This window comes from Pseudomonas gozinkensis (assembly GCF_014863585.1).
Classification (GTDB): domain Bacteria; phylum Pseudomonadota; class Gammaproteobacteria; order Pseudomonadales; family Pseudomonadaceae; genus Aquipseudomonas; species Aquipseudomonas gozinkensis.
The window spans coordinates 1,088,597-1,113,283 of sequence record NZ_CP062253.1; the positions used below are offsets into that span (position 1 = coordinate 1,088,597).

Sequence of the window (24,687 nt, forward strand, 5' to 3'; positions counted from 1 at the left end):
AACGATCAGTGCCTCGACGTGTGGACGATCACTTAGCGGCGATCCGGATACTCGCGGTGCATCTGCGCAAGCAGCGCATCCTTGTCCTGCCACAGCTGATTGATCCAGCCCTGGAATTGCAGGCGGTATTCGCCGTCCTGGTCGTAGTTCTTGCCGATGAACTGCGGCGGGATCTTCAATTCTTCAAAGTGCACCACTACGTCCCGCACATTGCCGCACAGCAGATGCCAGAAACCAGGGCGCCCGCCGGGGTAGTGGATGGTCACGTTGACGATCGATTCCAGCTGTTCGCCCATCGCATCCAGCACGAACGCAATGCCGCCGGCCTTGGGCTTGAGCAGGTATTTGAACGGTGATTGTTGCTGCGCATGCTTGCCTTCGGTGAAGCGTGTGCCTTCGACGAAGTTGAAGATGCCTACCGGGTTGTCGCGGAATTTCGCGCAGGTCTTGCGGGTGGTTTCCAGGTCCTTGCCTTTCTTTTCCGGGTGCTTTTCCAGGTACGCTTTCGAATAGCGCTTCATGAACGGAAAGCCCAGGGTCCACCACGCCAGACCGATCACCGGCACCCAGATCAGTTCCTGCTTGAGGAAGAACTTCAGCGGCTGAATGCGGCGGTTGAGCACGTATTGCAGCACCAGAATGTCAACCCAGCTCTGGTGGTTGCTGGTGATCAGGTATGAGTGTTGATAGTCCAGGCCTTGCAGACCGCTGAGGTGCCAGCGGGTGCGGCGCACCAGGTTCATCCAGCCCTTGTTGTTGCTGATCCAGGCTTCGTGGGTGTGGCTCATCAGCCAGCGCGAGGCACGGCGTGCGAGGTCGAGCGGCAGCACTTTGATCAGCGCCACGAGAAACAGGAACGAGCACAGCAGAATGGTGTTCAGCGCCAGCAACAGCGCCGCGATCACGCCGCGCAGAGGGGCAGGTAGAAAAGCCAGCATCGGGTCAGATATCCAGAGGTCGGTTGGCAGCCTGAATCGCGGTCAGGGCGATGGTGTAGACGATGTCGTCGACCTGCGCGCCGCGCGGCAGATCGTTCACCGGTTTGCGCAGGCCTTGCAGCATCGGGCCGAGGCTGACGCAATCGGCGCTGCGCTGCACGGCTTTGTGCGTGGTGTTGCCGGTGTTCAGGTCGGGGAACACGAACACCGTGGCGCGACCGGCCACCTGGCTGTTCGGCGCCAGTTGCCGGGCCACGGTTTCGTTGGCAGCAGCGTCGTACTGCAACGGCCCGTCGATCAGCAGCGAGTGTTGTTGTTCGTGGGCGAGCAGGGTGGCCTCGCGGACTTTCTCGACTTCTTCGCCGGTGGCCGATTCGCCGCTGGAGTAGCTGATCATCGCCACGCGCGGAGTGATGCCGAACGCGGCGGCCGAGTCGGCGCTTTGCAGGGCGATCTCGGCCAGTTCGCTGGCGCTCGGATGCGGGTTCATCACGCAGTCGCCGTAGACCAGCACTTCCTCGGGGAACAGCATGAAAAACACCGACGACACCAGCGTGCAGCCCGGTGCCGTCTTGATCAGTTGCAAGGCCGGGCGGATGGTGTTGGCGGTGGTGTTGATGACGCCGGACACCAGACCGTCCACCTCATCGAGCGCCAGCATCATGGTGCCGATCACCACGGTGTCTTCCAGTTGCTGTTCGGCCATCGGCGCGTTGAGGCTTTTGCTCTTGCGCAGGGCGACCATCGGTTCGACGTAACGCTCGCGAATCAGGTCCGGATCGAGGATTTCCAGCCCCGGTGGCAACACGATGCCCTGGGCCCGAGCCACGGCTTCGACGTCTGCCGGTTTGGCCAGCAGCACGCAACGGGCGATCCCGCGCTCCTGACAGATCGCCGCCGCCTGCACGGTGAACGGCTCACTGCCTTCGGGCAGGACGATACGTTTGTTGGCGGCTTGGGCGCGTTGAATCAATTGATAACGGAACACCGCCGGCGACAGGCGCATTTCCCGTGGTGTGCCGCAACGCTGGTGCAGCCATTTGGCATCCAAGTGGCTGGCGACGAAGTCGGTGATGATCTCCGCGCGTTCGCGGTCATCGACGGGAATTTCCTTGTTCAAGCCGTTGAGCAGGTTGGCGGTGTCGTAGGAACCGGTGCTCACCGACAGTACCGGCAGACCGGCCTGCAGCGCACCACGGCACAGGTCCATGATGCGCGGGTCCGGCAAGGTGTCGCTGGTCAGCAGCAGGCCGGCCAGCGGTACGCCGTTGATGGCTGCGAGGCTGACGGCGAGGATGATGTCGTCACGATCGCCGGGGGTCACCACCAGTACGCCAGGCTTGAGCAGATCCACGGTGTTGCGCATGGTGCGCGCGCAAATGATGGTTTTGGTCATGCGCCGGGTTTCGTAGTCGCCGGCGTTGAGCACCTGGGCGCCCATCAGGTCGGCGACGTCGCGGGTGCGCGGGGCGTTGAGTTCCGGCTGGAACGGAATGCAGCCGAGCAGACGGAAGTCACCGCTGCGCAGCAATGGCGAATGCTCTTTCAGACGCGCGGCGAAGGCGTCCATGCTCTCGTCGGTCTTGACCTTGTTGAGAATCACGCCGAGGACTTTCGGGTCTTTCGGCCCCCCGAACAATTGCGCCTGCAACTCGACGCGGCCGGACAGTTCGGTCAGCACTTCGTTTTCCGGGGCCGAGACCAGTATCACCTCGGCATCCAGGCTCTTGGCCAGGTGCAGGTTGACCCGCGCGGCATAGCTGGCGCTGCGGGTCGGCACCATACCTTCAACGACCAGCACGTCTTTGCCGATGGCGGCCTGCTGGTAGAGGGTGATGATTTCTTCGAGTAACTCGTCAAGCTGACCGTCGCCGAGCATCCGCTCGACGTGGGCCAGGCCCAATGGCTGCGGCGGCTTCAGGCCGTGGGTGCGGGCCACCAGTTCAGTGGAACGCTCAGGGCCGGTGTCGCCCGGATGCGGCTGGGCAATCGGTTTGAAGAAACCGACTTTCAGCCCGGCCCGCTCCAGCGTACGCACCAGCCCGAGGCTGATGGAGGTCAGACCCACACCAAAGTCGGTGGGCGCGATAAAAAAAGTTTGCATGCGGATTCTCTAAGGGTGCATGGCAATGGCGATCGTCTCTGTGTGCCGATCTGCCGAAATTCAGTCGCCAAGGTTATCGCTAACCGAGCCTTGTGCGCACCAACCGCAAGCAAAGGGTTGGCCTATTTTTTCAATACGTTGCGCGGCGTCCAGGACCCATGCCCGGGACTGCCAGGGCGGGAGGTGGCGCAGATGCTGCGTGTGGCCGCAGGACAGCTCGGCGACCCAGTGGCCGTCCTCGTCCTGATGGAATCCGGTGACGGTCACGGGCGCCAATCCGTCCCGTCTGTCCGGGTTCTGTTCGCTTTCGGGCAAATCCTTGTTTAGACTTGTCCGTTCTTCATTCTTATGCAAAAGGTCTCGCCCCATGCTGATCGCCGCCAATAAGGCTGTCTCCATCGACTATACCCTGACCAACGACGCTGGTGAGGTCATCGACAGCTCCGCCGGCGGCGCTCCGCTGGTCTACCTGCATGGCGCAGGCAACATCATCCCGGGCCTGGAAAAAGCCCTGGAAGGTAAAGAAGTCGGCAACGAGCTGGAAGTTTCCGTCGAGCCGGAAGATGCCTACGGCGAATACGCCGCCGAACTGGTCAGCACCCTGAGCCGCAGCATGTTCGAAGGCGTTGACGAGCTGGAAGTCGGCATGCAGTTCCACGCTTCGGCGCCGGACGGCCAGATGCAGATCGTCACCATCCGTGATCTGGACGGCGACGACGTCACCGTCGACGGCAACCACCCGCTGGCCGGTCAGCGCCTGAACTTCAAAGTGAAGGTCGTTGCCATCCGTGACGCCAGCCAGGAAGAAATCGCTCATGGTCACGTCCATGGCGAAGGTGGCCATCACCACTGATTTTCTGCGCTAAGCTCAGAGAACTGGAGAGGCGCCCGAGGGCGCCTTTTTAGTCCGCGGCTGTCCTTGGTGGCCTCGCCAAGTGGCTGTTTCGAGTAGAACACGGGAATCTGGAGTTCGTCATGAGTGCTTTTCACGACCTTAAGTTGACAGCCCTGGATGGTCAGGAGCTACCGCTGGCACCCTTCAAGGGCCAAGTCGTGCTGGTGGTCAACGTCGCCTCCAAATGCGGCTTGACCCCACAGTACGCGGCGCTGGAAAACCTTTATCAGCAATACAAAGGCAAAGGCTTCAGTGTGCTGGGCCTGCCGTGCAACCAGTTTGCCGGTCAGGAACCGGGCAGTGAGCAGGAGATTCAGGAATTCTGCAGTCTCAACTATGGCGTGAGTTTTCCGTTGTCGAAAAAGCTCGAAGTCAACGGTCACGACCGTCATCAGCTGTACCGTCTGCTGGCGGGCGAGGGCGCGGAGTTTCCCGGTGACATCACCTGGAATTTCGAGAAATTCCTGCTCGGCAAGGACGGTCGGGTACTGGCGCGGTTCTCGCCGCGCACGGCGCCGGATGATCCTTCGGTGATTACGGCGATTGAAAAAGCCCTGAGCTGAAACACGAAAATCGCAGCCCTCGAGCTGCGATTTTTTCGCCTGCCTTTTGACCCTTAATCATTCAGATCAATAGTGCTACCGGCCGTTTGAAACTCCGCATATTATCGCCGTCATATGAATCGCATGCCCGTCGATCAATTTTTCGTGGAGCCTCCCATGCCCGTGCAAGCCCTGTTCAAACCGTTTCAGCTCGGTGCCCTCGAACTGCCGACCCGCGTGGTCATGGCGCCCATGACCCGTTCGTTCTCCCCGGGCGGCGTACCCAATTCCAAAGTGATCGAGTACTACCGTCGTCGCGCAGCGGCGGGTGTCGGCCTGATCATCACCGAAGGCACCACCGTCGGCCACCAGGCTTCCAACGGTTATCCAAACGTGCCGCACTTCTACGGTGAAGCCGCGTTGGCTGGCTGGAAGAAAGTCGTGGACGCGGTGCACGCCGAAGGCGGCAAGATCGTTCCGCAACTGTGGCACGTCGGCAATGTGCGCCGTCTGGGCACCGAACCGGACGCAAGCGTACCGGGGTATGGTCCGTCGGAAAAACTCAAGGACGGTCAGGTCGTGGTGCACGGTATGACCAAACAGGACATCCAGGACGTGATCGCAGCCTTCGCCCAAGCGGCGAAAGATGCCCAGAGCATCGGCATGGATGGCGTGGAAATCCACGGCGCCCACGGTTACCTGATCGACCAGTTCTTCTGGGAAGGCAGCAACCAGCGCACCGACGAATACGGTGGCAGCCTGGCCAACCGTTCGCGTTTCGCCATCGAGCTGATTCAGGCTGTGCGTACGGCGGTGGGCGAGGGCTTCCCGATTATCTTCCGTTTCTCGCAGTGGAAACAGCAGGACTACACCGCGCGTCTGGTGCAAACCGCCGAAGCGCTGGGTGAATTCCTCAAGCCGTTGTCCGACGCTGGCGTGGACATTTTCCACTGCTCGACGCGTCGTTTCTGGGAGCCGGAATTCGACGGTTCCGAACTGAACCTGGCCGGCTGGACACGCAAGCTGACCGGTAAGCCGACCATCACCGTCGGCAGCGTCGGCCTCGATGGCGAGTTCCTGCAGTTCATGGTCAACACTGACAAGGTCGCGCAACCGGCCAGTCTGGAAAAACTGCTTGAGCGTCTGAACAACGACGAGTTCGATCTGGTGGCGGTAGGGCGTGCGTTGCTGGTCGATCCGGACTGGGCGCAGAAAGTGCGCGAAGGCCGCGAGCAGGACATTCTGCCGTTCAGCCGTGAGGCGTTGATGACGCTGGTTTGATCGTCGTGGGCGGCTTGTCGCGCAGGTCGCGGCAAGCCCCCATCAAATGATTTTCAAACTGTTCGACGATGGCCGCCCAACCCTGGCGGCTGGCGTGTTGGCGTGCGTTCAGGCGTACGCAGCGCAACCTTTCATCCTCTTCCAGCAGCCATGCCGCTGCCTCGCAGAACGCCTCTTCATCCCCGGGCATCGCCAGCACGCCGTTGTAACCATGGCGAATATGCTGGGCCGCAGCGGCCTGATCGTAAGCCACCACCCCAAGGCCCGAGGCCAGCGCTTCCAGCACGACGTTGCCAAAGGTTTCAGTCAGGCTCGGAAACAGAAACACATCCCCCGACGCATAGTGCGCCGCCAGCGCTTCGCCCCGTTGCGAGCCGCAGAAAATCGCCTCGGGCAGTTCCTTTTCCAGTGCCATTCGTTGCGGCCCGTCGCCGACCACGATCAGCTTCAGATTGCGCTGTGGATAAGTGCCGGCGAGCTTTTCGAAACTGCGCTTGAGCAGGCCGAGGTTCTTCTCCGGCGCCAGGCGTCCTACGTGAATCACAGCAATGTCCTGCTCGCCAAGACCCCATTGCTCACGCAAGGCATTCAGGCGTTTGGCCGGGTGAAACAACTGACTGTCGACACCTCGCGACAGCAGCGCCAGGCGTTCGAAGTGCCGACGCTCCAGCTCCAGTCGCTGGCTGAAGCTCGGCACCAGGGTCATGGCCGAACGATTGTGGAACCAGCGCAGATAATGAGTGAGCAAGCGCGTCAGCAAACCCAATCCGTACTGGTGGGTGTATTGCTGGAAATTGGTATGAAAACCGCTGACTACGGCAATCCCCAGACGCCGTGCCGCGCGCAGTGCCGACAACCCGAGCGGACCTTCGGTGGCGATATAGAGCACGTCCGGGCGCTGGCGCGTCCAGCGTCGCAGCAGCTTGTGCATCGACGACTGACCCCATTGCAACCCCGGATACCCTGGCAACGGCCAGCCTCGACACAGCAACAACGAGTCATCTTCACTGCGCTGCGGATCGTCGGCCTGGCGCGGTCGCACCAGTTCCACCCGATGCCCGCGTGCGCGCAAACCGTCGCACAAGCGGCCAAGGGTATTGGCCACGCCGTTGATTTCCGGTGGGAAGGTTTCGCTGATGAGGGTGATATGTAGAGCTGTCGTCATGACCTCAGTGTCGGCTGAGGCCATGTCGTCGGTGTGACAGCTCTATGTTAAATTTATGAAGGTGTAGGTATTGCAGTTCAGATGGTATTGCTACTGATAACAGAGGATGTATGTCGCAAAGTAATAAAATTGAAGAGTTCATGCAGAGGAATCAAAAGCACAAAGAGCATGACGTCGCTATTTCGAAATGTTTGAAAGATACTCGAAAGGTTCTCGATGATTTGGATTTTGGTAGCTCTGATTTGCTGAGCTATATTCCAAAGGTTATGCTGAGCTTCACGCTGCATAGCGTTTATCAGAATGTGGATGTAACGTTGTATGCGCTCAAGTCCCACGCGTACTCTACCGCTGAAGCCCTTTCAAGGGTGGCGATTGAACATTCGGTAAATTTAATTTACCTGCTGAGTGAAAATACCAAGGAAAGAGGGATTTCCTTCATAAAATCCTATTTAGAGCGCACCGAGAAGGCGAGCTCGCAGTGGCAACGCCTGGCTGCAGATCAAGGTGACGAGACGGGAGAGGCGATAGCGTCGCAAAAAGCAGAAACCTGCCGGTTTTATCAGAAGTTATTTATTATTAATCCCGGCTTGGAACACATACCGGGATGGCCTGTGAAAATTTTCGATCTTTTCAAGAGTGTCGGGCTGGAGGGGAGCTATCGCACAATTTATGCGTCGGGTTCAAATTCTGTTCATTCGTTGTCCGAAGATATTTTTAATATTTATCTGAATAATCATCCAGGGTTGCCGCGGGAAGTGGATATGAATGAAGCCAGTGAAGTGGAGCGGATGTCCTTTGCTGTGTTTCTCTCCATGTCCGCCGTTTATTTCTTTAACTTGGCAATAGTCGCGCTGGCGGTAAAAATGGAGGATGAAGTTGCCGCGGAAAGGATTGTTCAAGCCCGTGAGGAAATTGAGGCACTTTTAAGTCAGCATCACGAGGACCTCATTGAAGATCGAGGTCCTTTCACCTGAAGATGCCATCGTCACCGAGTAGGGATCAATTCCGGCGCTCACGCACCCAGAACAGGGTCGCGCCAGCCACGGCCGCCGGCATCATCAGGATGTTCACCACCGGAATCAGCAACACCAGATAGACGATCCCGCCGAAGCTCATGCTCTGCCAGCGCTTCTGTCGCAGCCAGGCGAGCATCTCGTTCCAGCCCAGTTTGTGGTTGTCCGCCGGGTAGTCGATGTACTGGATCGCCATCACCCACACCCCGAACAGCAACCACAGCGGCGCGGCGACGATGTTCACCACCGGGATGAACGAGAGAATGAACAGGCCGATCGCCCGGGGCAGGAAGTAACCGAGCTTGCGCATTTCCCGGGCGAGGGTGCGCGGGATCATGGCGATCAGTTCGCCCCAGCTGAAGGCCGGGAAGTCGTCGGTGCCGCGCACCACCACTTCGACTTTCTCCGCGAGGAAACCGTTGAATGGCGCGGCGATGACGTTGGCCAGCATGGTGAAGGTGAAGAACACCATCAACGCCACCAGCACCACGAACAGTGGCCACAGGATGTAACTGAGGAAACTCAGCCATTCGGGCAGCGACGGCATCAACGTGTCGACCCACAGGCTGAACTGGTGGCCGGCCAGATAGATCAATCCGACGAACAGCACCAGGTTGATGGCCAGCGGCAGCAGCACGAACAGGCGCAGGCCCGGGCTCAAGACCAGTTTGAGGCCTTCGCGCAGGTATTGCGGGCCGGACAGAACAGGGGCGGGCATAAGGTGCTCCGAGCAAGGGAAAACGCGCCGACCTTACCGACTTTGCAGAACCTGTGAAAGCGCGGCAGCGGGATCGACATTCACTGTAACAAAGACGTCCATCTCGTCAGTGTGTCGGCATAGAGACCACCTATGAGCTGGATTGTTAAACCGTATTTCCTTAATCTTGCCCCCCTCGATACGCTGCACCCAACTTTTTACAGGACTGTCGAGCTCACGCCTTCCCCAAGGTTATCCACAGTCCTTTTTTATTCCCGCCGGCAGTCCGGCGTCCGGCCAGGTGTCTTGGCCGGTCAACAGGAGCAGGTTCATGTCTGAAGTCCGTCATTCGCGAGTGATCATCCTCGGTTCCGGCCCTGCCGGTTACAGCGCTGCCGTCTACGCTGCCCGTGCCAACCTCAAGCCGCTGCTGATCACCGGCATGCAGGCCGGCGGTCAACTGACCACCACCACCGAAGTCGACAACTGGCCGGGTGACGTCCACGGTCTGACCGGCCCGGTGCTGATGGAGCGCATGCGCGAGCACGCCGAGCGTTTTGAAACCGAGATCGTGTTCGATCACATCAACGCTGTGGACTTCGCTTCCAAGCCATACAGCCTGACCGGCGACAGCGGCACCTACACCTGCGACGCGCTGATCATCGCCACCGGCGCCAGCGCTCGTTACCTGGGCCTGCCGTCGGAAGAAGCGTTCATGGGCAAAGGCGTTTCGGCCTGCGCGACCTGCGACGGTTTCTTCTATCGCAACAAGCCGGTGGCTGTGGTCGGTGGCGGCAACACCGCTGTCGAAGAAGCGCTGTACCTGGCCAACATCGCCAGCAAGGTCACCCTGATCCACCGTCGCGAAACCTTCCGCGCCGAGAAGATCCTGATCGACAAGCTCAACGCCCGAGTGGCCGAAGGCAAGATCGAGCTGAAACTGAACGCGACCCTGGACGAAGTGCTGGGCGACAACATGGGCGTGACCGGTGCGCGCCTGAAGAACAACGACGGCAGCTTCGACGAGATCAAGGTCGACGGCGTGTTCATCGCGATCGGCCATACTCCGAACACCTCGCTGTTCGAAGGTCAGCTGGAGCTGAAGGACGGCTACCTCGTGGTTCAGGGCGGCCGCGAAGGTAACGCCACCGCGACCAGCGTCGAAGGCATCTTTGCTGCCGGCGACGTGGCCGACCACGTTTACCGTCAGGCCATCACCTCGGCCGGCGCCGGCTGCATGGCGGCACTGGACACCGAGCGTTACCTGGACGATCTGCAGAACGTTTCGTTCTAAGAACGCAGGCACAAAAAAACCGGCCTATTGGCCGGTTTTTTTGTGCCCGCTACTTTGCGGTAAATACTGTTCTCTGTGGGAGCGAGCTTGCTCGCGATGACGGCTTCACATTCAACTCATGTATTGACTGAAACTCCGCTATCGCGAGCAAGCTCGCTCCCACAGGGATAGTGTTGTTTCGGAATTTACCGACGGGTCAGGGGCTGCGCGGTGAACTTCACGCCGGCCAGACCGTGCTGGATCAGCGCACGGATATTGCCGTGATCGCTGCCTTCAGGCGTTGCCACGACCGAACGATAGTGCTCGCCGAACGCCAGCAGCGCTTCTTCATCGCTCAAGCCTTCCAGCAGCGCCAGACCCAATGTCTTGCACGAACCTTCGTTCTGCCCGGCCGCGTTTTCCACGCCGCCGTTGTTGAACGCCTGAGGCTGGTAGTCGTAACCGGTGGCGATGAAGGACAAGGTGTCGGCAAAAACGTGTTCGCCGCTCTTGAGGCGGGCACGCAGGGTGTTCAGGTCACTCATGGGTTTTTCCTTTGGCGAACGCCGCTTGTTGTTCGGCGCTGGCTTCTTGCTGATATTGGGCTTTCCAGTCGGCGTACGGCATGCCGTAAACCACTTCACGGGCATCGTCGAGGCTGACCTCGATCCGGCGCTCGTCGGCCTCGGCCTTGTACCACTTGGACAGGCAGTTGCGGCAGAACCCGGCGAGGTTCATCAGGTCGATGTTCTGCACGTCCTTGCGGCTGTCCAGGTGGGCGACCAGCCGGCGGAAGGCGGCGGCTTCGAGTTCGAGGCGTTGTTGCTCGGTCATGATGGGCTCTGTGCAGTCAAATCGTGGCGCGGATGATAAAAGTCTGACGCCCGGAGCGCCAGACACGTTCAGCGGCTGGCGGCGAGGGTGATCGACACCGACTCGGCAAAACGCAACGCATGCGGCTTGTCGACTTCGACTTCGGCGTACAGCACCGATTCGTTGGTCATCACCAGATCCAGCAGTTCCTGGGTCAGGCGTTCGAGCAGCGCGAAGCGGTTGCCTTCCACATGGGCGATGATCGCCTTGGTGATGGTGCGGTAGTTCAGCGCGTGGTCGATGTCGTTGTCACGCACCGCTTCCTGCGCGGCGTACAGGATGGTCAGGTTGATCAGCACATCCTGCTTGTTGAGGATTTCGTCCTCGTTGATCCCGATAAAGGTGCGCAGGCGCAGATCCTTGACCCGGATGCGCGCCATTCCCGGTTGAAGTTGTGGCATTTACTTGCTCCGTCCAATCAATTGCAGGAACTCCTGACGGGTGTTGCTCGACTCGCGGAAGGCGCCGAGCATGACCGAGGTGTTCATGGTCGAATTCTGTTTCTCGACACCGCGCATCATCATGCACATGTGCCGGGCTTCGATGACCACCGCGACACCGGCGGCATCGGTGACTTGCTGGACCGCCTCGGCGATCTGGCGGGTGAGGTTTTCCTGGATCTGCAGGCGGCGGGCGAACATGTCCACCAGCCGTGCGATCTTCGACAACCCCAGCACCTTGCCCGTCGGAATATAAGCCACATGGGCCTTGCCGATGAAGGGCAGCAGGTGATGTTCGCACAACGAATAGAGCTCGATGTCGGCGACGATGATCATCTCGTCGGTGTCGGAGGCAAACAGCGCGCCATTGACGATTTCGTCGACGCTTTGTTCGTAGCCGTGACACAGATACTGCATGGCCTTGGCTGCCCGCACCGGTGTGTCGAGCAGTCCTTCGCGGTCAGGGTTTTCACCGAGACCGATCAGGATCTCGCGGTAATTCTCGGGCAGGGAACGGGTCATGGAGCATCCTCGCGGGGGCGTATTACTTGACGTGCCGCCCGCCGTTGACGGTCAGGGTCGTGCCGGTGACATACGGGTTGTCGAGCAGATAACGCAGGCTCTGATAAATCACTTCGCTGCCGGGTTCGATACCCAGCGCGGACTTGGCCAGCGCCTTGGCGCGGTATGCCGCGTCGTCGTCGGGATTGAACAATAGCAGGGCTGGCGCAATGCCGTTGACCTTGATTGCTGGCGCATAGCGCGCTGCGAAGGACAACGTGAGACTGTCGAGCCCGGACTTGCTGGCGCAATAACCGATGTGTTTGCTGCTGCCCTTGCGGGTGACGTCATCGCTGATGTGGATGATGTCGGCAGGACTCGAACGTTGCAGCAGTTCGGCGCAATGCAGGTTGATCAGGTACGGCGCCAGCATGTGAATGTTGAACATCCGGCTGAAGGCTTCGGCTTCGCCGTCGTCGGTTTCCGCCAGCCACTCCGAGGCGTTGTGCACGATGGCGCGCAGGCTGTCGGTGTGGGTCTTCAATTCTTTGATGAACGCGAGGATCGAGGCCTCACTGGAAAAGTCCGCGTGCAACCCGATGGCGCCCAGATCCCGCAACGTCTTCACACCCGGTCGTTCGCTGCGGTAGGTGAAGATCACCCGATGACCGTCTTCCAGCAGACGCTGCGCACAATGCAGGCCGATCCGCTGGCCGGCGCCGGTAATGAGGATGGGAGCTGTGGGAGAAGTCATGTACGGCTCGCGTCGAAGTCAGAGCAAAAACTATAACAGCGACGCGAGCGACGGCTTCAGCGATTTTGCGCGGAGGGTGCGGCAGGCAGCGGGCGTGCCGGGGCAGGGTTGAGCCAGCCGGCCAGCAGGCGGGTCGACAGCGGGATGAAGAAGTAGACCATCAACGGGGTCAGGCACAGCGTGCTGACGAAAACCTTCGGCAACAGGCTCATTTCAGCGAGCAGCGGGCCCAGCACGAAATTGAACAGCAGCGACACCGGGAAGAACGCCACCCAGATCGCCACGGCCTGTTTCCAGCGCGGTGGGCGATGGCCGGCAGCACCGAACCAGCCTTCGATTCCGCTGACTCGATGTTCCGTGGGGTGAGCAAACAGATCGCTGCCGCGGGCCAGCCACGCCGTGCGCGATGCCGAGTGTTCCCAGGCGTGCAGGGTCTGTTCGTCGACGAAGCGGAAAATGATCTGGAATTCATCGTCGCCGGGAGGCGGGGCGAGTACGCCGGAGCCGAGGTAACCGGGGAAGTCGGTGGCCAGTTGTTCGCCTTCTCGCAACCAGGCGATCAGATCCTGATAACGACCATTGGCAACACGACGCGCGACCATCAGCGTGACGGGGGAAGTAGACATTGTGTATCTCCGTATTGCATTTGCGTCGCTCCGGGTAGGAGTTTCGCCTGACGCAGCGCCGGGGTAGAGGGCTGCGTTTTTTGACAAGCAAGGATTATTCCTCATTTTCGTGACGAACCAGAGACTTTCGTACCATTTCATGGCTTGAACCGTTTGGGGGCATCAGGAGTAGAATGGGATCCAACTGCGCCCACAAACTCTTCCAACAAGGACGTGTCCGAGCAAATGCCTGTCATTACTGACGTTCGCCCTGCTATGCAGGCATCTGTTGCGCTTGAGCGCGAAGAGCTTTTCCCGATACGTGAAGTGGCGCGTCTGACCGGCGTGAACCCGGTCACGTTGCGCGCCTGGGAACGCCGCTATGGTTTGATCCAGCCAACGCGCACCGAAAGTGGGCATCGTTTGTATTCGATGACCGATATCGAGCGTGTTCGCAGCATCGTCGACTGGATCGACCGCGGTGTCTCGGTGAGCAAGGTCGGCAAGATCCTCGCCAAGACCGAGCCGATGAAGGTGCTGAGTTACTTCATTCCCGATGATCTGGTGCAGGCGGACTACATCCAGTGGCAAGAGCAGGTCCAGCAGGCGGTCAGTTCATTCGATGATCAGTTGCTCGACCGGGTTTACGGACAGATTTTCTCCTCCTATACCTTGCCCGTAGTGTTTCAGGACATCCTGATGCCGCTGTGGCTGCAAATGCTGCAGCGTCAGGACGCATTCGGACAAACCAGCGAGTGGTTGTTCTTCGATGGTTTTCTGAGAGCGAAGGTGCTGCAGCGCATCGTCGTGCTGCGGGGCTCGCAACCGCGCAAGGTGATTGTCAGCGCACTGGCCGGTCAATGCCGTGAACTTGAATTGCTGGTAGCGGCGTTGTTTCTCAGTGGCCATGAAGCGGGCGTTCGGGTATTGACTACCGGTCAGCCGTTCGATGAGTTGACACTGGTGTGCGAAAAGACCAGGCCTCAGGCGCTGGTGCTGTTTTCCAATCACGCGCCGACCGCAGAACTGCCAAGACGTTTGAGCCGTCTGGCCCTGAGCCTTGATTGTCAGTTGATGCTGGCGGGCGATGCGGCCGATCTGGCGCAGGACAGCCTGGCGGGATCATCGGTCGGCTGCCTGGGCAATGAAGGATCGACCATGCGCCAGCGCATGAATCAGTTCCTCGCAGGAACGCTGGATACCTGAGAATCAGGTGTGCAGGGCGGGGTGGGTCAGACGATGCTGCTGCAGGATGAACTGGCGCAGACGTTCGGTTTCGTCGGCGTCGCTCTGGCTCAAGTCGTAGGCGTAGAAACCGCTTTCGGTTTCCCGTTCGAAGGTGCCGCGCAGGGAAATCCGCTCATAGCCTGACGGGCTGAACCACAAGGCGAAATGCTTAGGTGGCTTGGTCTTGTTGCGCACTTCCAGCAACACGCCTTTGTGCGAAACCTCGTGAACCCACAGCGTACCCGGCTGGCCTTTGGCATTTTCCAGTGCCACCGGTTCTTCCAGGGTCAGGCGCCATGGCCGCACCATTGGCCCATCTTCATAGATGCTGGGTACGCCCAGGCGCAGGTGCAGGGCATGGAACTCGTCTTCCACCAGATGCAGCGGAAAAGTCATCTGCTGATTTTCGAAGTTGGCCTGGATGGTGACTTGCTCATGGGCCGCCAGGCGCGTGAGCAGATCACGGATCTGCGAACCACCATTGACCAGCAGGCTCGACGTCGCATCCCGCACATTGAGCTGCGGGTTGTGTTGCATGGTCTGGATGAAATCCAGCTCATCCTGGGTCAGGAGGGCGTCACGCTGCATGGCTAACTCGAAATGAATAATTACAAAGTCATTGGTGATTGTAGTTAATGACAATTAGTTCGCTGTTTTGTTTGCGCCGTTCGTCGCTTTCAAGGCTGCGAGTTCGGCTTCGAGTGCCGCAACCTTGGCTTCCAGTTGTACAACCCGCTGCTGTGCCTTGACCTGAACCGTGACGTCTTTTTGCACGCCTACGACGTAGGTCAGCCCGTCTTCGGCATTTTTTACTGTCGACAGGGACAGCTCGTTCCAGAAGGGCGTGCCGTCCTTGCGGTAGTTACGCAGGATTTCGCGGCATGAACCACCGCTTTTCAGTGCCTCGCGGATCACTCCGAGACCGGCCTGGTCGCGATCCCCGGCCTGCAGGAAACGACAGTCCTGATAGAGAATTTCTTCGCGGGTGTAGCCGGTCATTTTTTCGAATGCCGGATTCACGTAGATCAGGATGTTGTCCTGATCGCCTTCCTTTTCTGCCACCACGATCCCGTCGTTCGATGCGTTGATCACCATTTGCAGTAGATTGGCATTGATCATCTATGAAGCCTTACAAGGATTTCGGTGGCAGGCATTCTAGAAGATCGACCGGCGCTGTCTACTGGCCATCAGCGCTTATCGAGAGCCAATCGCAACATGTCGCCACTGGCTGTTACTATCGCCGCTCTTTTTTTCAGTTTCAGGATCAGATTGATGAAAGTCGCCATCCTCTCCGGCTCGGTGTACGGCACGGCCGAAGAAGTCGCTCGCCACGCTCAGAGCCTGTTGAAAGCCGCCGGTTTTGAAACCTTCTATAACGCGCGCGCCAGCCTTGCCGATCTCCAGGCCTTCGGACCTGAAGCCTTGCTCGGGGTGACTTCGACCACCGGCATGGGCGAGCTGCCGGACAACCTGCAACCGTTGTATTCGGCGATTCGCGACCAGTTGCCGGCGGCCTGGCGTGGTTTGCCAGGCGCGGTGATCGCTTTGGGCGACGCCAGCTACGGCGACACCTTCTGCGGCGGCGGCGAGCAATTGCGCGAATTGTTCGGCGAACTGGGTGTGCGCGAAGTGCAGGACATGCTGCGCATCGACGCCAGTGAAAGCGTCACCCCGGAAACCGACGCCGAGCCTTGGCTGGAACAGTTGATCGCCACGCTCAAGGGCTGATCCCGCGCTCGCGCAACAACTCCAGCCATGCTTGTGCAGCCTTCGACAGGTAGGCACCCCGACGCCAGATGAAAGCGATGTCCCAGCGCAAGTAATCCGGTGCTTTCAAGGTCAGGCGCACCACGCCTGGCCGCACCAGACCGCGCGCCACCACGCTGGGCAGCAACACCACGCCTTGTCCGGCGGCGACCAGCGCCGCGAGAAAATCCGCCTGGCCACTGCGCCCGCCTTCCTTGGGGGTGAAACCCATCTGCTGGCACGCCTGTAGCAACCGATCGTTGAGCACAAAACTGCGCTGATACAAAAGGAACGGCGTATCGGCCAATTCCTCCAGACCGATGCCACCCTTCGTTGCCAGTGGGTGATCCACCGGTAGCAGCGCATCGAGCGGCTCATCGCAGAACGGCTGGAAGTCGAACTGCGGATCTTTCGGCAGCAGACTGCCGCCCAACTCCAGCTCCCCGCTGAGCACCGCCTGTTCAATGTTGCGGCTGCCGCCCTCAAGCAACTGCACGCTGATGTTCGGATAACGCCGGCGGTATTCGGCGAACAGCCCGGCAAACAACGCATCGCTACCGAGCAATGGCAGCCCGAGACGTAACTCGCCGCGTGCCAGATGGCTGAGGTCATCCAGTTCACTGAGCAATTCATTGCGCAACCGCAGCATGCCTTCGGCCCGTTGCAGCACCACGCTGCCGGCGGCGGTCAGGCGTATCTGCGAGCCGAGTCGTTCGAGCAGCGGGGTGCCGAGGCTCTGTTCGAGCTGTGCGATCTGCTTGCTCACGGCGGACTGACTGATGTGCAGGGTTTTCGCGGCTTGGGTGAAACCGCCCTGATGCATGACTTCGACGAAGCTTTTGAGCTGTTTGAATTCCATGGCCTGATTCCAGATTGGAATGACTTTGAGTCTAACAATTCGCTTCGGAGATGGCAGGCGGGTTCGTAAAATAGGCACCTGAAAGGAGCCAGCCGATGAAAGCCTCGACCCTTAAATACCTCTCCCGCCTGCTGGCCGAACTGGCCGTGCTGCTCGCTCTCTACCTGCTCGGCTGCCAGATCGCTGCGTGGCTGGCCTGGCCGATTCCCGGCGGCGTAATCGGCATGGCGCTGTTGCTGCTGGGTTTCGCGTTCGGCTGGGTCAAGCCGGCGGCGCTGCAAATGGGCGCAGGATTGCTGATGGCCGAGATGTTGCTGTTCTTCATTCCGGCGCTGATGAGTCTGCTGGATTACGGCGCGTTGCTGCGCGATGACGGCTGGCGGATCTTGTTGGTGATCGCGGCCAGTACGCTGATGGTGATGCTGGTGACCGCGTTCACCGTGGAACTGGCCGTGCGCCTGAGGCGGTCCCATGAAGCTTGAGTTGATGCCGATGTTCTGGCTGGCATTCACGTTGCTGGCCTATCTGTTCAGTCGCTGGCTGTATCGCCGGACGGGGCGTTACGTGCTGTCACCACTGATTCTGGTCCCCGCGTTGCTGCTGGCGCTTGCTGTGCCGCTGCACACCGCTTACGCCGAATATTCGAGCAACACCCATTGGCTGATGCGGGTGCTCGGTCCGGTCACCGTGGCGTTTGCGGTGCCGATCTGGCAACAGCGGCGATTGCTGGTGCGGCATTGGTCGGCGTTGCTGCTGGGCATGCTGGCCGGCAGTGCGGCGTCGATTGCCACTTCGTTCGGCCTCGCAAAAGCGCTGGCGCTGGACAGTTCGGTGACGCTGTCGCTGGTGCCGCGCTCGATCACCACGCCATTCGCCATGCCGTTGGCGCAAGACCTCGGTGGCGTGCCGGAACTGACAGCGGTGTTCGTGATGTTCACCGGGGTGTTCGGCGCCATGCTCGGCGGCGTGCTGCTCAAGTGGCTGCCGCTGCGCAGCGCCCTGGCGCGCGGTGCATTGTTCGGCGTCGGTGCGCACGGTGCCGGGGTCAGCCGGGCCCATGAAGTGGGCGGCGAAGAAGGCTCGGTGGCGGGGCTGGTGATGGTGCTGACCGGGCTGCTCAATCTGTTCGCAGCGCCTTTGTTGGCGTCGTTGCTTTGACATGGATCCAAGCTGTTTGCGTAGCTGACTCGTTCAGTCATCAAGCTGGCTGCCAATGCAACTACGCGACGGTCCGGGGCTGACTAGACTGCTGACACACGCAAAAACAATAAGAACGCAGAGGTGCATACAGTGAGCGTAGCCCCCGTCCCTTCGTCCGTGAATGTCAAAGACCAGGTCAGTGCCGCGGAATGGCAGACCCGGGTCGATCTGGCCGCCTGTTATCGTCTGGTCGCGCTGCATGGCTGGGACGATCTGATCTTCACCCACATTTCCGCCAAGGTGCCGGGCACCGAAGATTTCCTGATCAATCCCTTTGGCCTGATGTTCCATGAGATCACCGCGTCGAGTCTGGTGAAGGTCGATCAGGCCGGCAACAAGCTCATGGACAGCCCTTACGAAATCAATCCCGCCGGCTACACCATCCACAGCGCCGTGCACGAAGTCCGGCACGACGTGGCTTGCGTGCTGCACACCCACACCGCCTCGGGTGTCGCGGTGTCGGCGCAGAAGCAGGGCGTGTTGCCGATCAGTCAGCAATCGTTGTTCGTGCTGTCGAGCCTGGCCTTTCACGCCTATGAAGGTGTGGCGCTTAACCATGAAGAGAAAGCGCGGTTGCAGGCGGATCTGGGTGACAACAATTTCCTGATGCTGCACAACCACGGTCTGCTGACCTGTGGCGCCACCATCGCCGACACGTTCCTGATGATGTTCACCTTTCAGCGTGCGTGCGACATCCAGGTCATGGCGCAGACCGGCGGTGCCGAACTGATCGCCATCGAACCGCAGATCCTGGCAGGCGCCAAGGCGATGATCGCCGGCGTCACCAAAAGTGCTCAAGGCATGGGTGGCGCGCTGGCCTGGCCGGCGCTGCTGCGCAAACTCGATAAACAAGACCCGGGGTATAGACTCTAATGCCTCTCACCGAGATCCCTCTGAGTGTCTGGCGCAAACGCAGCCAGACGTTTGTCTTCCGTGGTCAGCCGATCCGTTACTGGACGGCCGGGCAGGGCGAACCGCTGCTGCTGATCCATGGTTTCCCGACGGCCAGTTGGGACTGGCATTACCTGTGGCAGCCGCTGTCCCAGCGCTACCGGGTGATTGCCTGCGACATGCTCGGCTTCGGCGACTCGGCCAAACCGCTCAATCACACTTACAGCCTGCTGGAGCAGGCCGATCTGCAACAGGCCTTGCTGGCGCAACTGCAGATCGAGCAACCGGTACACGTTCTGGCCCACGACTACGGCGACAGCGTTGCCCAGGAACTGCTGGCCCGGCATTACGAAGATCAGATCGAGGTCGCCAGTTGCGTGTTCCTCAACGGCGGTCTGTTTCCGGAAACCCATCGGCCATTGCTGACGCAAAAACTCCTGCTCAGCCCGCTGGGCTGGATGATCGGCCGGGCGTTCACCCGTGATGCGCTGGTGAAAAGTTTCCATCAGGTTTTCGGCCCAGACACCCGGCCCAGCGAAAGCGAAATGGATGATTTCTGGAGTCTGATCGAATGCAATCGCGGGCCACGAGTCATGCACAAGCTGATTCACTACATTCCCGAGCGCCGGGTTCAGCGTGATCGCTGGGTCGCGGCGATGCAGCGCGGCGAGGTGCCGTTGAGGGTGATCGATGGCGAAGTCGATCCGATTTCCGGGGCGCACATGGTCGAGCGCTATCGCGAACTGATTCCCGACGCGGACACCGTACTGTTGCCGGGCATTGGTCACTACCCGCAAACCGAAGCGCCGGTGCAGGTGCTCAAGCACTACCTCGAGTTTCGCGATCACTTCGTGTTGCCGCCGCGCAAGGTGGCATGCTCCTGAAAACGTGCCGCAGGCGCCTGGCGCCTCGGCATGTTTTCATCATCCCCCAGCCTTATCGCGCACCATTCAGCCCCAGCCGTGTTCGTTGTGACCGCACGCTCTGTGCCTGACACTCGGGGACACTGTCCCTCAGGCCTGCTGGAGTTGCCCCGATGAATGAGTCTGTGCGTTTCGAAGATAAAGTCGTGATCGTCACCGGAGCCGGTGGTGGCCTGGGGCGGGCTCATGCTTTGCTGTTCGCCAAACAGGGCGCCAAAGTGTTGGTCAACGACCTCGGTGGCTCGACCCAGGGCGAAGGCGCCAACGCTTCGGCCGCTGATCGCGTGGTGGCGGAAATCCGCGAAGCCGGCGGCATCGCCGAAGCCAACCATGACTCGGTCACCGACGGCGACAAACTGGTGCAGAACGCGCTCGATGTGTTCGGCCGCGTCGATGTGGTGGTCAACAACGCCGGGATCCTGCGCGACAAGACCTTCCACAAAATGGAAGACGCCGACTGGGATCTGGTCTATCGCGTCCACGTCGAAGGCGCCTACAGGGTGACACGCGCGGCTTGGCCACATCTGCGCGAGCAAAACTACGGCCGGGTGATCTTCACCGCCTCGACCTCGGGCATCTACGGCAACTTCGGCCAGTCCAACTATGGCATGGCCAAACTCGGCCTCTACGGCCTGACCCGCACCCTGGCCATCGAAGGTCGCAAGAACAACATCCTGGTCAACGCCATCGCCCCCACCGGCGGCACGCGCATGACCGAAGGCCTGATCCCGCCGCAAGTGTTCGAGCAACTCAAACCGGAACTGGTCAGCCCGCTGGTGGTGTACCTGGGCAGCGAACAATGCCAGGAAACCTCGGGCCTGTTCGAAGTCGGCGGCGGCTGGATGGGCAAGGTGCGCTGGGAGCGCAGCCTGGGCGCCGGGTTCGATCCTCGCGTCGGTTTTTCCCCGGAAGACGTCGCGGCGCACTGGCAGCAGATCTGTGATTTCGAAGGCGCGGCGCATCCGAAGGACAACATCGAAGCGCTGAAGGAAATGATGGGGAATCTGCAGAAGTATTCGCTCTGATTCCTTGAGGTATTCAGCAGGACTTTCCCAGTCCTGCTTTCCCCTTCGAGCGCTCGCCTCGAGAGCCTCTGCCGCTGTTTTCCCGCCCAAAACACCGCCCATAAAAAAGGCCGCTGCAAACGCAGCGGCCAAGGTAAGACGTTGGATCAAGGAGCTACAAATCAACGTCAGTGAACACCGGGGCGATGGATCGAAAAACGCTTCGCGCCATCAGAAATCGGTTGCCGACGACTCGGTCGCGGACTTTGTGCTTGCTGGCTGTGTGCCGTGAAAGCCCGCTCAGAATAAGGGCAGGCGCCTCAGGGAAAAATAGCGATTCCGGACATGCACTGTTACGGGGCATGTAACAGTGACGCGCACTGGCCTGGTCATTATCCGTTGCGTTGATAGTGGTTCATCCAGCCGGTTCATGGCTGGCGCAAAGCCTTGTCGCAGGCGGGGATTCATCCTTTCGAGCGACAGCGTGAATACCTCCTTGGTGCGCTTATCCTCGCCGTGGCGCGGCAGTAGGGTGGGGCCTTCTGTCACTCACCGGGGAAGACGCATGACAAAAACAACAATGCGCGCCATCTTCACGCCGCAAGCGCTGGCCGCTGCGGTGGCCTTGGGTTGCTGCGCCCAGGCGCACGCGGTCGCTTTCAATATCGGCGAAATCGAAGGCACCTTCGATTCGTCGCTGTCGGTCGGTGCGAGCTGGGGCATGCGCGATGCCGACAAGTCGCTGGTCGGTACGGTCAACGGCGGGACCGGCCAGTCCTCCACCGGTGATGACGGGCGTTTGAACTTCAAGAAGGGCGAGACCTTTTCCAAGATCTTCAAAGGCATCCACGATCTCGAACTGAAGTACGGCGATACCGGTGTGTTCGTGCGCGGCAAGTACTGGTACGACTTCGAACTCAAGGACGAAGACCGCGAGTTCAAGCCGATCAGCGACAAGGGCCGCAAGGAGGGCGCGAAGTCGTCCGGCGCGCAGATTCTCGATGCGTTCGTCTATCACAACTATTCCATCGCCGACCTGCCGGGCACCTTGCGCGCCGGCAAGCAGGTGGTGAGCTGGGGCGAAAGTACCTTCATCGGCAACTCGATCAACAGCATCAACCCGATAGACGTCTCGGCGTTTCGCCGGCCCGGTGCGGAGATCAAGGAAGGGCTGATTCCGGTGAACATGCTGTTCGCCTCTCAGGGGCTCACCGATCAACTGACGGTCGAGGGCTTCTATCAACTGGAATGGGATCAGACCGTCCTCGATAACTGCGGCACCTTTTTCGGTGTCGATGTGGCGGCGGACGGCTGCAACAACGGCTACACCGTCGGCAGCCCGGCGATCGCCCCGTTGGCGCCGCTGGCGGCAGCTTTCGGCCAGCCGATCCAGGTGACCCGCGAAGGTGTGATCGTGCCCCGTGGCGGCGACCGCGATGCGCGGGATTCCGGGCAATGGGGCACGGCGTTGCGCTGGCTCGGCGATGACACCGAGTACGGCCTCTACTTCATGAACTACCACAGCCGCACGCCGACGGTCGGCACCAGCACGGCCGGTTTGTCGACCCTCTCGGCGTTGCCCGGCATGGTCGCGACGGCCAACCGCCTGGCACCCGGCAGTGGTTCGGGACTGGCGCAAAGCGTGATGCTCGGGCGCGGCCAGTACTACCTCGAATACCCGGAAGACATCCGCCTGTACGGCGCGAGTTTCTCCACTACGCTGCCGACCGGTACGGCCTGGACCGGCGAGATCAGCTATCGGCCCAACGCGCCGGTGCAGGTCAACACCAACGACTTGACCCTGGCCCTGCTCAATCCGATTGCCGGCGGTGCCGCGTCGCCGCTGGCCACCTCGCCGGGCGCCGACAACAAGGGCTACCGGCGCAAGGAAGTGACGCAGATCCAGAGCACGCTGACGCACTTTTTCGATCAGGTATGGGGCGCTCAACGTCTGACGGTGGTGGGCGAAGCGGCGGTGGTGCGGGTCGGTGGCCTGGAGTCGCGCAGCAAGCTGCGTTACGGCCGTGACTCGGTGTACGGCCAGTACGGTTTCGGCGGTGACACCGACGGTTTCGTCACCTCCACCTCCTGGGGCTATCGCGCCCGGGCGATCCTCGATTACGCCAACGTGATTGGCGGGATCAACCTCAAGCCCAACCTGTCCTGGTCCCACGACGTTGCCGGTTATGGCCCCAACGGTCTGTTCAACGAAGGCGCCAAAGCCGTCAGCGTCGGGGTCGATGCCGACTACCGCAACACCTATACCGCGAGCCTGAGTTACACCGACTTTTTCGGCGGTGACTACAACACCCTCGAAGACCGTGACTTCGTGGCCCTGAGCTTCGGTGTGAACTTCTGATCTGCCCGAGAAGGATGAATGCAATGCGCAAGATGATTCTGCAATGCGGTGTCCTGGCCCTGAGCCTGTTGGCCGCCAATGTGATCGCGGCGGTGTCGCCGGACGAAGCCAACAAGCTCGGCACCAGCCTGACGCCGCTGGGGGCCGAGAAGGCCGGCAACGCTGACGGGTCGATTCCGGCCTGGACCGGCGGTATCCCGAAAAATGCCGGTGCGGTCGATAGCAAGGGCTTCCTGGCTGACCCGTTCGCCAGCGAAAAACCGCTGTTCACCATCACCGCTGCCAACGTCGACAAGTACAAGGACAAGCTGTCCGACGGCCAGGTGGCGATGTTCAAGCGCTATCCCGAGACTTACAAGATTCCGGTCTACCCGACCCATCGCACCGTGGCCGTGCCACCGGAAATCTACGAGTCGGCCAAGCGCAGTGCGCTCAACGTCACGACGATCAACGACGGTAACGGTCTGGCCAATTTCACCGGCAATCGCTACTACGCCTTCCCGATTCCAAAGAACGGGGTCGAGGTGCTGTGGAACCACATCACCCGCTATCACGGCGGCAACGTCAAACGGATCATCACTCAGGTGACCCCGCAGACCAACGGCAGCTACACGCCGATCCGCTTCGAAGAGGAGATCGCCGTGCCGCAACTGATGAAGGATCTCGATCCGGAAAAAGCCGCCAACGTGCTGACCTTCTTCAAGCAGTCGGTGACTGCGCCGGCGCGCCTGGCAGGTAACGTGCTGCTGGTACACGAGACTCTCGATCAGGTGAAGGAACCGCGTCTGGCGTGGATCTACAACGCCGGCCAGCGCCGGGTGCGTCGTGCGCCGCAGGTTGCCTATGACGGGCCGGGCACCGCTGCCGACGGTCTGCGCACCTCGGACAACTTCGACATGTTCTCCGGCGCACCGGATCGTTATGACTGGAAGCTGATCGGCAAGAAGGAAATGTACATTCCATACAACAGCTACAAGCTCGACTCGCCGAGCCTCAAGTACGACGACATCGTCAAGGCCGGGCACATCAACCAGGACCTGACGCGGTATGAACTGCACCGGGTCTGGGAAGTGGTCGGCACAGTCAAACCGAACGAGCGGCACATCTACGCCAAGCGCCACATGTACATCGACGAGGACAGCTGGCAAGTGGCGCTGGCCGATCACTACGACGGTCGCGGGCAACTGTGGCGAGTGGCCGAGGGACATGCTCAGTATTACTACGACCACCAGGCCCAGGCCTACACCCTCGAAGCGCTCTACGACATCATTGCCGGCCGATACATTGCCCTGGGAATGAAGAACGAAGAGAAGCACAGCTTTGAATTCGGCTTCGAAGCCAAGGCCGCCGACTACACCCCGGCGGCCCTGCGTTCGGAGGGCGTACGGTAAGGGTTT

General features: G+C 60.3%; 28 protein-coding genes. 14 read left to right on the forward strand and 14 right to left on the reverse strand.

What is annotated here, in order from left to right; translation table 11 throughout:
* Window positions 1-32 precede the first annotated feature (32 nt).
* The 3 genes from IHQ43_RS04720 to IHQ43_RS04730 are packed head-to-tail and all read right to left on the reverse strand — an operon-like array spanning window position 33 to window position 3,441.
* Complete coding sequence (locus tag IHQ43_RS04720; RefSeq protein ID WP_192563544.1) at window positions 33-938, reverse strand: acyltransferase; 906 nt, start codon at window positions 936-938, stop codon at window positions 33-35.
* 4 nt (window positions 939-942) lie between these two features.
* Window positions 943-3,042 carry a phosphate acetyltransferase gene (pta, locus tag IHQ43_RS04725; RefSeq protein ID WP_192563545.1) on the reverse strand — a complete coding sequence of 700 codons (2,100 nt, stop codon included), beginning with the start codon at window positions 3,040-3,042 and terminating at the stop codon, window positions 943-945.
* Window positions 3,043-3,102: 60 nt separating this feature from the next.
* A complete protein-coding gene (locus IHQ43_RS04730) occupies window positions 3,103-3,441 on the reverse strand; it encodes a DUF3565 domain-containing protein (protein WP_230735472.1) in 339 nt (112 codons plus the stop codon).
* Between IHQ43_RS04730 and IHQ43_RS04735 the strand changes: the two genes are divergently transcribed.
* From IHQ43_RS04735 to IHQ43_RS04745, 3 genes are all read left to right on the forward strand, one after another.
* Window positions 3,410-3,895, forward strand: a complete 486-nt coding sequence (locus IHQ43_RS04735; protein ID WP_085698479.1) for an FKBP-type peptidyl-prolyl cis-trans isomerase — start codon at window positions 3,410-3,412, stop codon at window positions 3,893-3,895. The genes IHQ43_RS04730 and IHQ43_RS04735 overlap by 32 nt on opposite strands.
* Window positions 3,896-4,017: 122 nt before the next feature.
* Window positions 4,018-4,500: a glutathione peroxidase gene (locus IHQ43_RS04740; RefSeq protein WP_007959082.1), complete on the forward strand. Its 483-nt coding sequence runs from the start codon at window positions 4,018-4,020 to the stop codon at window positions 4,498-4,500.
* A 156-nt stretch (window positions 4,501-4,656) separates the two neighbouring features.
* Complete coding sequence (locus IHQ43_RS04745) at window positions 4,657-5,760, forward strand: NADH:flavin oxidoreductase (protein ID WP_192563546.1); 1,104 nt, start codon at window positions 4,657-4,659, stop codon at window positions 5,758-5,760.
* On the opposite strand, the gene IHQ43_RS04750 is transcribed toward IHQ43_RS04745, so the two are convergent.
* Window positions 5,729-6,949: a glycosyltransferase family 4 protein gene (locus tag IHQ43_RS04750; RefSeq protein WP_192563547.1), complete on the reverse strand. Its 1,221-nt coding sequence runs from the start codon at window positions 6,947-6,949 to the stop codon at window positions 5,729-5,731. The two genes, IHQ43_RS04745 and IHQ43_RS04750, sit on opposite strands and share 32 nt — an antisense overlap.
* Before the next feature lie 86 nt (window positions 6,950-7,035).
* Here IHQ43_RS04750 and IHQ43_RS04755 point away from each other — a divergent pair, with 86 nt between their 5' ends.
* Entirely contained in the window at window positions 7,036-7,899 is an 864-nt protein-coding gene (locus IHQ43_RS04755; protein ID WP_192563548.1) for a DUF5677 domain-containing protein, read from the forward strand.
* Window positions 7,900-7,924: 25 nt separating this feature from the next.
* Here IHQ43_RS04755 and cysZ read toward each other — a convergent pair whose 3' ends face one another.
* Window positions 7,925-8,656 carry a sulfate transporter CysZ gene (cysZ, locus tag IHQ43_RS04760; protein ID WP_192563549.1) on the reverse strand — a complete coding sequence of 244 codons (732 nt, stop codon included), beginning with the start codon at window positions 8,654-8,656 and terminating at the stop codon, window positions 7,925-7,927.
* Window positions 8,657-8,966: 310 nt separating this feature from the next.
* Here cysZ and trxB point away from each other — a divergent pair, with 310 nt between their 5' ends.
* A complete protein-coding gene (gene trxB, locus IHQ43_RS04765; protein WP_007957204.1) occupies window positions 8,967-9,929 on the forward strand; it encodes a thioredoxin-disulfide reductase in 963 nt (320 codons plus the stop codon).
* Window positions 9,930-10,114: 185 nt separating this feature from the next.
* On the opposite strand, the gene IHQ43_RS04770 is transcribed toward trxB, so the two are convergent.
* The 6 genes from IHQ43_RS04770 to IHQ43_RS04795 all read right to left on the reverse strand — a co-directional run bounded on the left by IHQ43_RS04770 (window position 10,115) and on the right by IHQ43_RS04795 (window position 13,102).
* Window positions 10,115-10,453 (reverse strand): HopJ type III effector protein, encoded by a 339-nt coding sequence (locus IHQ43_RS04770; protein WP_192563550.1) that lies wholly within the window; start codon window positions 10,451-10,453, stop codon window positions 10,115-10,117.
* Window positions 10,446-10,742: a DUF1244 domain-containing protein gene (locus IHQ43_RS04775; protein ID WP_192563551.1), complete on the reverse strand. Its 297-nt coding sequence runs from the start codon at window positions 10,740-10,742 to the stop codon at window positions 10,446-10,448. Before IHQ43_RS04775 ends, IHQ43_RS04770 begins: the two co-directional genes overlap by 8 nt.
* A gap of 68 nt (window positions 10,743-10,810) precedes the next feature.
* Window positions 10,811-11,182, reverse strand: coding sequence for a dihydroneopterin triphosphate 2'-epimerase (gene folX / locus IHQ43_RS04780; protein ID WP_090281808.1), 372 nt, complete (start codon window positions 11,180-11,182; stop codon window positions 10,811-10,813).
* Complete coding sequence (gene folE / locus IHQ43_RS04785; RefSeq protein ID WP_007957209.1) at window positions 11,183-11,743, reverse strand: GTP cyclohydrolase I FolE; 561 nt, start codon at window positions 11,741-11,743, stop codon at window positions 11,183-11,185.
* 22 nt (window positions 11,744-11,765) lie between these two features.
* A complete protein-coding gene (gene folM, locus IHQ43_RS04790) occupies window positions 11,766-12,476 on the reverse strand; it encodes a dihydromonapterin reductase (RefSeq protein ID WP_192563552.1) in 711 nt (236 codons plus the stop codon).
* Between the two features lie 56 nt (window positions 12,477-12,532).
* A complete protein-coding gene (locus IHQ43_RS04795; RefSeq protein ID WP_192563553.1) occupies window positions 12,533-13,102 on the reverse strand; it encodes an antibiotic biosynthesis monooxygenase in 570 nt (189 codons plus the stop codon).
* A 225-nt stretch (window positions 13,103-13,327) separates the two neighbouring features.
* Here IHQ43_RS04795 and IHQ43_RS04800 point away from each other — a divergent pair, with 225 nt between their 5' ends.
* Window positions 13,328-14,287: a MerR family transcriptional regulator gene (locus tag IHQ43_RS04800; protein ID WP_192563554.1), complete on the forward strand. Its 960-nt coding sequence runs from the start codon at window positions 13,328-13,330 to the stop codon at window positions 14,285-14,287.
* A gap of 3 nt (window positions 14,288-14,290) precedes the next feature.
* Here IHQ43_RS04800 and IHQ43_RS04805 read toward each other — a convergent pair whose 3' ends face one another.
* Both IHQ43_RS04805 and IHQ43_RS04810 read right to left on the reverse strand, forming a co-directional pair.
* A complete protein-coding gene (locus IHQ43_RS04805; RefSeq protein ID WP_192563555.1) occupies window positions 14,291-14,896 on the reverse strand; it encodes a hypothetical protein in 606 nt (201 codons plus the stop codon).
* 54 nt (window positions 14,897-14,950) lie between these two features.
* On the reverse strand, window positions 14,951-15,427 hold the full coding sequence (locus tag IHQ43_RS04810; RefSeq protein WP_192563556.1) for a PAS domain-containing protein: 477 nt from the start codon (window positions 15,425-15,427) through the stop codon (window positions 14,951-14,953).
* Between the two features lie 153 nt (window positions 15,428-15,580).
* On the opposite strand from IHQ43_RS04810, the gene IHQ43_RS04815 reads away from it, so the two are divergent.
* Complete coding sequence (locus IHQ43_RS04815; protein ID WP_192563557.1) at window positions 15,581-16,036, forward strand: flavodoxin; 456 nt, start codon at window positions 15,581-15,583, stop codon at window positions 16,034-16,036.
* Here the strand turns inward: IHQ43_RS04815 and IHQ43_RS04820 are convergent.
* A complete protein-coding gene (locus IHQ43_RS04820) occupies window positions 16,026-16,913 on the reverse strand; it encodes a LysR family transcriptional regulator (protein WP_192563558.1) in 888 nt (295 codons plus the stop codon). The two genes, IHQ43_RS04815 and IHQ43_RS04820, sit on opposite strands and share 11 nt — an antisense overlap.
* Window positions 16,914-17,008: 95 nt before the next feature.
* On the opposite strand from IHQ43_RS04820, the gene IHQ43_RS04825 reads away from it, so the two are divergent.
* The 7 genes from IHQ43_RS04825 (at window position 17,009) to IHQ43_RS04855 (ending at window position 24,681) form a co-directional block, all read left to right on the forward strand.
* On the forward strand, window positions 17,009-17,395 hold the full coding sequence (locus IHQ43_RS04825) for a CidA/LrgA family protein (protein ID WP_074691777.1): 387 nt from the start codon (window positions 17,009-17,011) through the stop codon (window positions 17,393-17,395).
* On the forward strand, window positions 17,385-18,071 hold the full coding sequence (locus IHQ43_RS04830; protein WP_192563559.1) for an LrgB family protein: 687 nt from the start codon (window positions 17,385-17,387) through the stop codon (window positions 18,069-18,071). Before IHQ43_RS04825 ends, IHQ43_RS04830 begins: the two co-directional genes overlap by 11 nt.
* Before the next feature lie 132 nt (window positions 18,072-18,203).
* Entirely contained in the window at window positions 18,204-18,986 is a 783-nt protein-coding gene (locus tag IHQ43_RS04835) for a class II aldolase/adducin family protein (RefSeq protein ID WP_192563560.1), read from the forward strand.
* Window positions 18,986-19,888, forward strand: a complete 903-nt coding sequence (locus IHQ43_RS04840; RefSeq protein WP_192563561.1) for an alpha/beta fold hydrolase — start codon at window positions 18,986-18,988, stop codon at window positions 19,886-19,888. Before IHQ43_RS04835 ends, IHQ43_RS04840 begins: the two co-directional genes overlap by 1 nt.
* A gap of 152 nt (window positions 19,889-20,040) precedes the next feature.
* Window positions 20,041-20,952, forward strand: a complete 912-nt coding sequence (locus IHQ43_RS04845; protein ID WP_192563562.1) for an SDR family oxidoreductase — start codon at window positions 20,041-20,043, stop codon at window positions 20,950-20,952.
* Between the two features lie 544 nt (window positions 20,953-21,496).
* A complete protein-coding gene (locus IHQ43_RS04850; protein WP_192563563.1) occupies window positions 21,497-23,290 on the forward strand; it encodes a DUF1302 domain-containing protein in 1,794 nt (597 codons plus the stop codon).
* Between the two features lie 23 nt (window positions 23,291-23,313).
* Window positions 23,314-24,681 carry a DUF1329 domain-containing protein gene (locus IHQ43_RS04855; protein ID WP_192563564.1) on the forward strand — a complete coding sequence of 456 codons (1,368 nt, stop codon included), beginning with the start codon at window positions 23,314-23,316 and terminating at the stop codon, window positions 24,679-24,681.
* Window positions 24,682-24,687 lie beyond the last annotated feature (6 nt).

Excerpts from the sequence above, each read along its gene's own strand:
- IHQ43_RS04720 (WP_192563544.1), bottom strand. The coding sequence starts at position 938 with ATGCTGGCTTTTCTACCTGCCCCTCTGCGCGGCGTGATCGCGGCGCTG.
- pta (WP_192563545.1), bottom strand. The coding sequence starts at position 3,042 with ATGCAAACTTTTTTTATCGCGCCCACCGACTTTGGTGTGGGTCTGACC.
- IHQ43_RS04735 (WP_085698479.1), top strand. The coding sequence starts at position 3,410 with ATGCTGATCGCCGCCAATAAGGCTGTCTCCATCGACTATACCCTGACC.
- IHQ43_RS04730 (WP_230735472.1), bottom strand. The coding sequence starts at position 3,441 with ATGGAGACAGCCTTATTGGCGGCGATCAGCATGGGGCGAGACCTTTTG.
- IHQ43_RS04740 (WP_007959082.1), top strand. The coding sequence starts at position 4,018 with ATGAGTGCTTTTCACGACCTTAAGTTGACAGCCCTGGATGGTCAGGAG.
- IHQ43_RS04745 (WP_192563546.1), top strand. The coding sequence starts at position 4,657 with ATGCCCGTGCAAGCCCTGTTCAAACCGTTTCAGCTCGGTGCCCTCGAA.
- IHQ43_RS04750 (WP_192563547.1), bottom strand. The coding sequence starts at position 6,949 with ATGGCCTCAGCCGACACTGAGGTCATGACGACAGCTCTACATATCACC.
- IHQ43_RS04755 (WP_192563548.1), top strand. The coding sequence starts at position 7,036 with ATGTCGCAAAGTAATAAAATTGAAGAGTTCATGCAGAGGAATCAAAAG.
- cysZ (WP_192563549.1), bottom strand. The coding sequence starts at position 8,656 with ATGCCCGCCCCTGTTCTGTCCGGCCCGCAATACCTGCGCGAAGGCCTC.
- trxB (WP_007957204.1), top strand. The coding sequence starts at position 8,967 with ATGTCTGAAGTCCGTCATTCGCGAGTGATCATCCTCGGTTCCGGCCCT.
- IHQ43_RS04770 (WP_192563550.1), bottom strand. The coding sequence starts at position 10,453 with ATGAGTGACCTGAACACCCTGCGTGCCCGCCTCAAGAGCGGCGAACAC.
- IHQ43_RS04775 (WP_192563551.1), bottom strand. The coding sequence starts at position 10,742 with ATGACCGAGCAACAACGCCTCGAACTCGAAGCCGCCGCCTTCCGCCGG.
- folX (WP_090281808.1), bottom strand. The coding sequence starts at position 11,182 with ATGCCACAACTTCAACCGGGAATGGCGCGCATCCGGGTCAAGGATCTG.
- folE (WP_007957209.1), bottom strand. The coding sequence starts at position 11,743 with ATGACCCGTTCCCTGCCCGAGAATTACCGCGAGATCCTGATCGGTCTC.
- folM (WP_192563552.1), bottom strand. The coding sequence starts at position 12,476 with ATGACTTCTCCCACAGCTCCCATCCTCATTACCGGCGCCGGCCAGCGG.
- IHQ43_RS04795 (WP_192563553.1), bottom strand. The coding sequence starts at position 13,102 with ATGTCTACTTCCCCCGTCACGCTGATGGTCGCGCGTCGTGTTGCCAAT.
- IHQ43_RS04800 (WP_192563554.1), top strand. The coding sequence starts at position 13,328 with ATGCCTGTCATTACTGACGTTCGCCCTGCTATGCAGGCATCTGTTGCG.
- IHQ43_RS04805 (WP_192563555.1), bottom strand. The coding sequence starts at position 14,896 with ATGCAGCGTGACGCCCTCCTGACCCAGGATGAGCTGGATTTCATCCAG.
- IHQ43_RS04810 (WP_192563556.1), bottom strand. The coding sequence starts at position 15,427 with ATGATCAATGCCAATCTACTGCAAATGGTGATCAACGCATCGAACGAC.
- IHQ43_RS04815 (WP_192563557.1), top strand. The coding sequence starts at position 15,581 with ATGAAAGTCGCCATCCTCTCCGGCTCGGTGTACGGCACGGCCGAAGAA.
- IHQ43_RS04820 (WP_192563558.1), bottom strand. The coding sequence starts at position 16,913 with ATGGAATTCAAACAGCTCAAAAGCTTCGTCGAAGTCATGCATCAGGGC.
- IHQ43_RS04825 (WP_074691777.1), top strand. The coding sequence starts at position 17,009 with ATGAAAGCCTCGACCCTTAAATACCTCTCCCGCCTGCTGGCCGAACTG.
- IHQ43_RS04830 (WP_192563559.1), top strand. The coding sequence starts at position 17,385 with ATGAAGCTTGAGTTGATGCCGATGTTCTGGCTGGCATTCACGTTGCTG.
- IHQ43_RS04840 (WP_192563561.1), top strand. The coding sequence starts at position 18,986 with ATGCCTCTCACCGAGATCCCTCTGAGTGTCTGGCGCAAACGCAGCCAG.
- IHQ43_RS04845 (WP_192563562.1), top strand. The coding sequence starts at position 20,041 with ATGAATGAGTCTGTGCGTTTCGAAGATAAAGTCGTGATCGTCACCGGA.
- IHQ43_RS04850 (WP_192563563.1), top strand. The coding sequence starts at position 21,497 with ATGACAAAAACAACAATGCGCGCCATCTTCACGCCGCAAGCGCTGGCC.
- IHQ43_RS04855 (WP_192563564.1), top strand. The coding sequence starts at position 23,314 with ATGCGCAAGATGATTCTGCAATGCGGTGTCCTGGCCCTGAGCCTGTTG.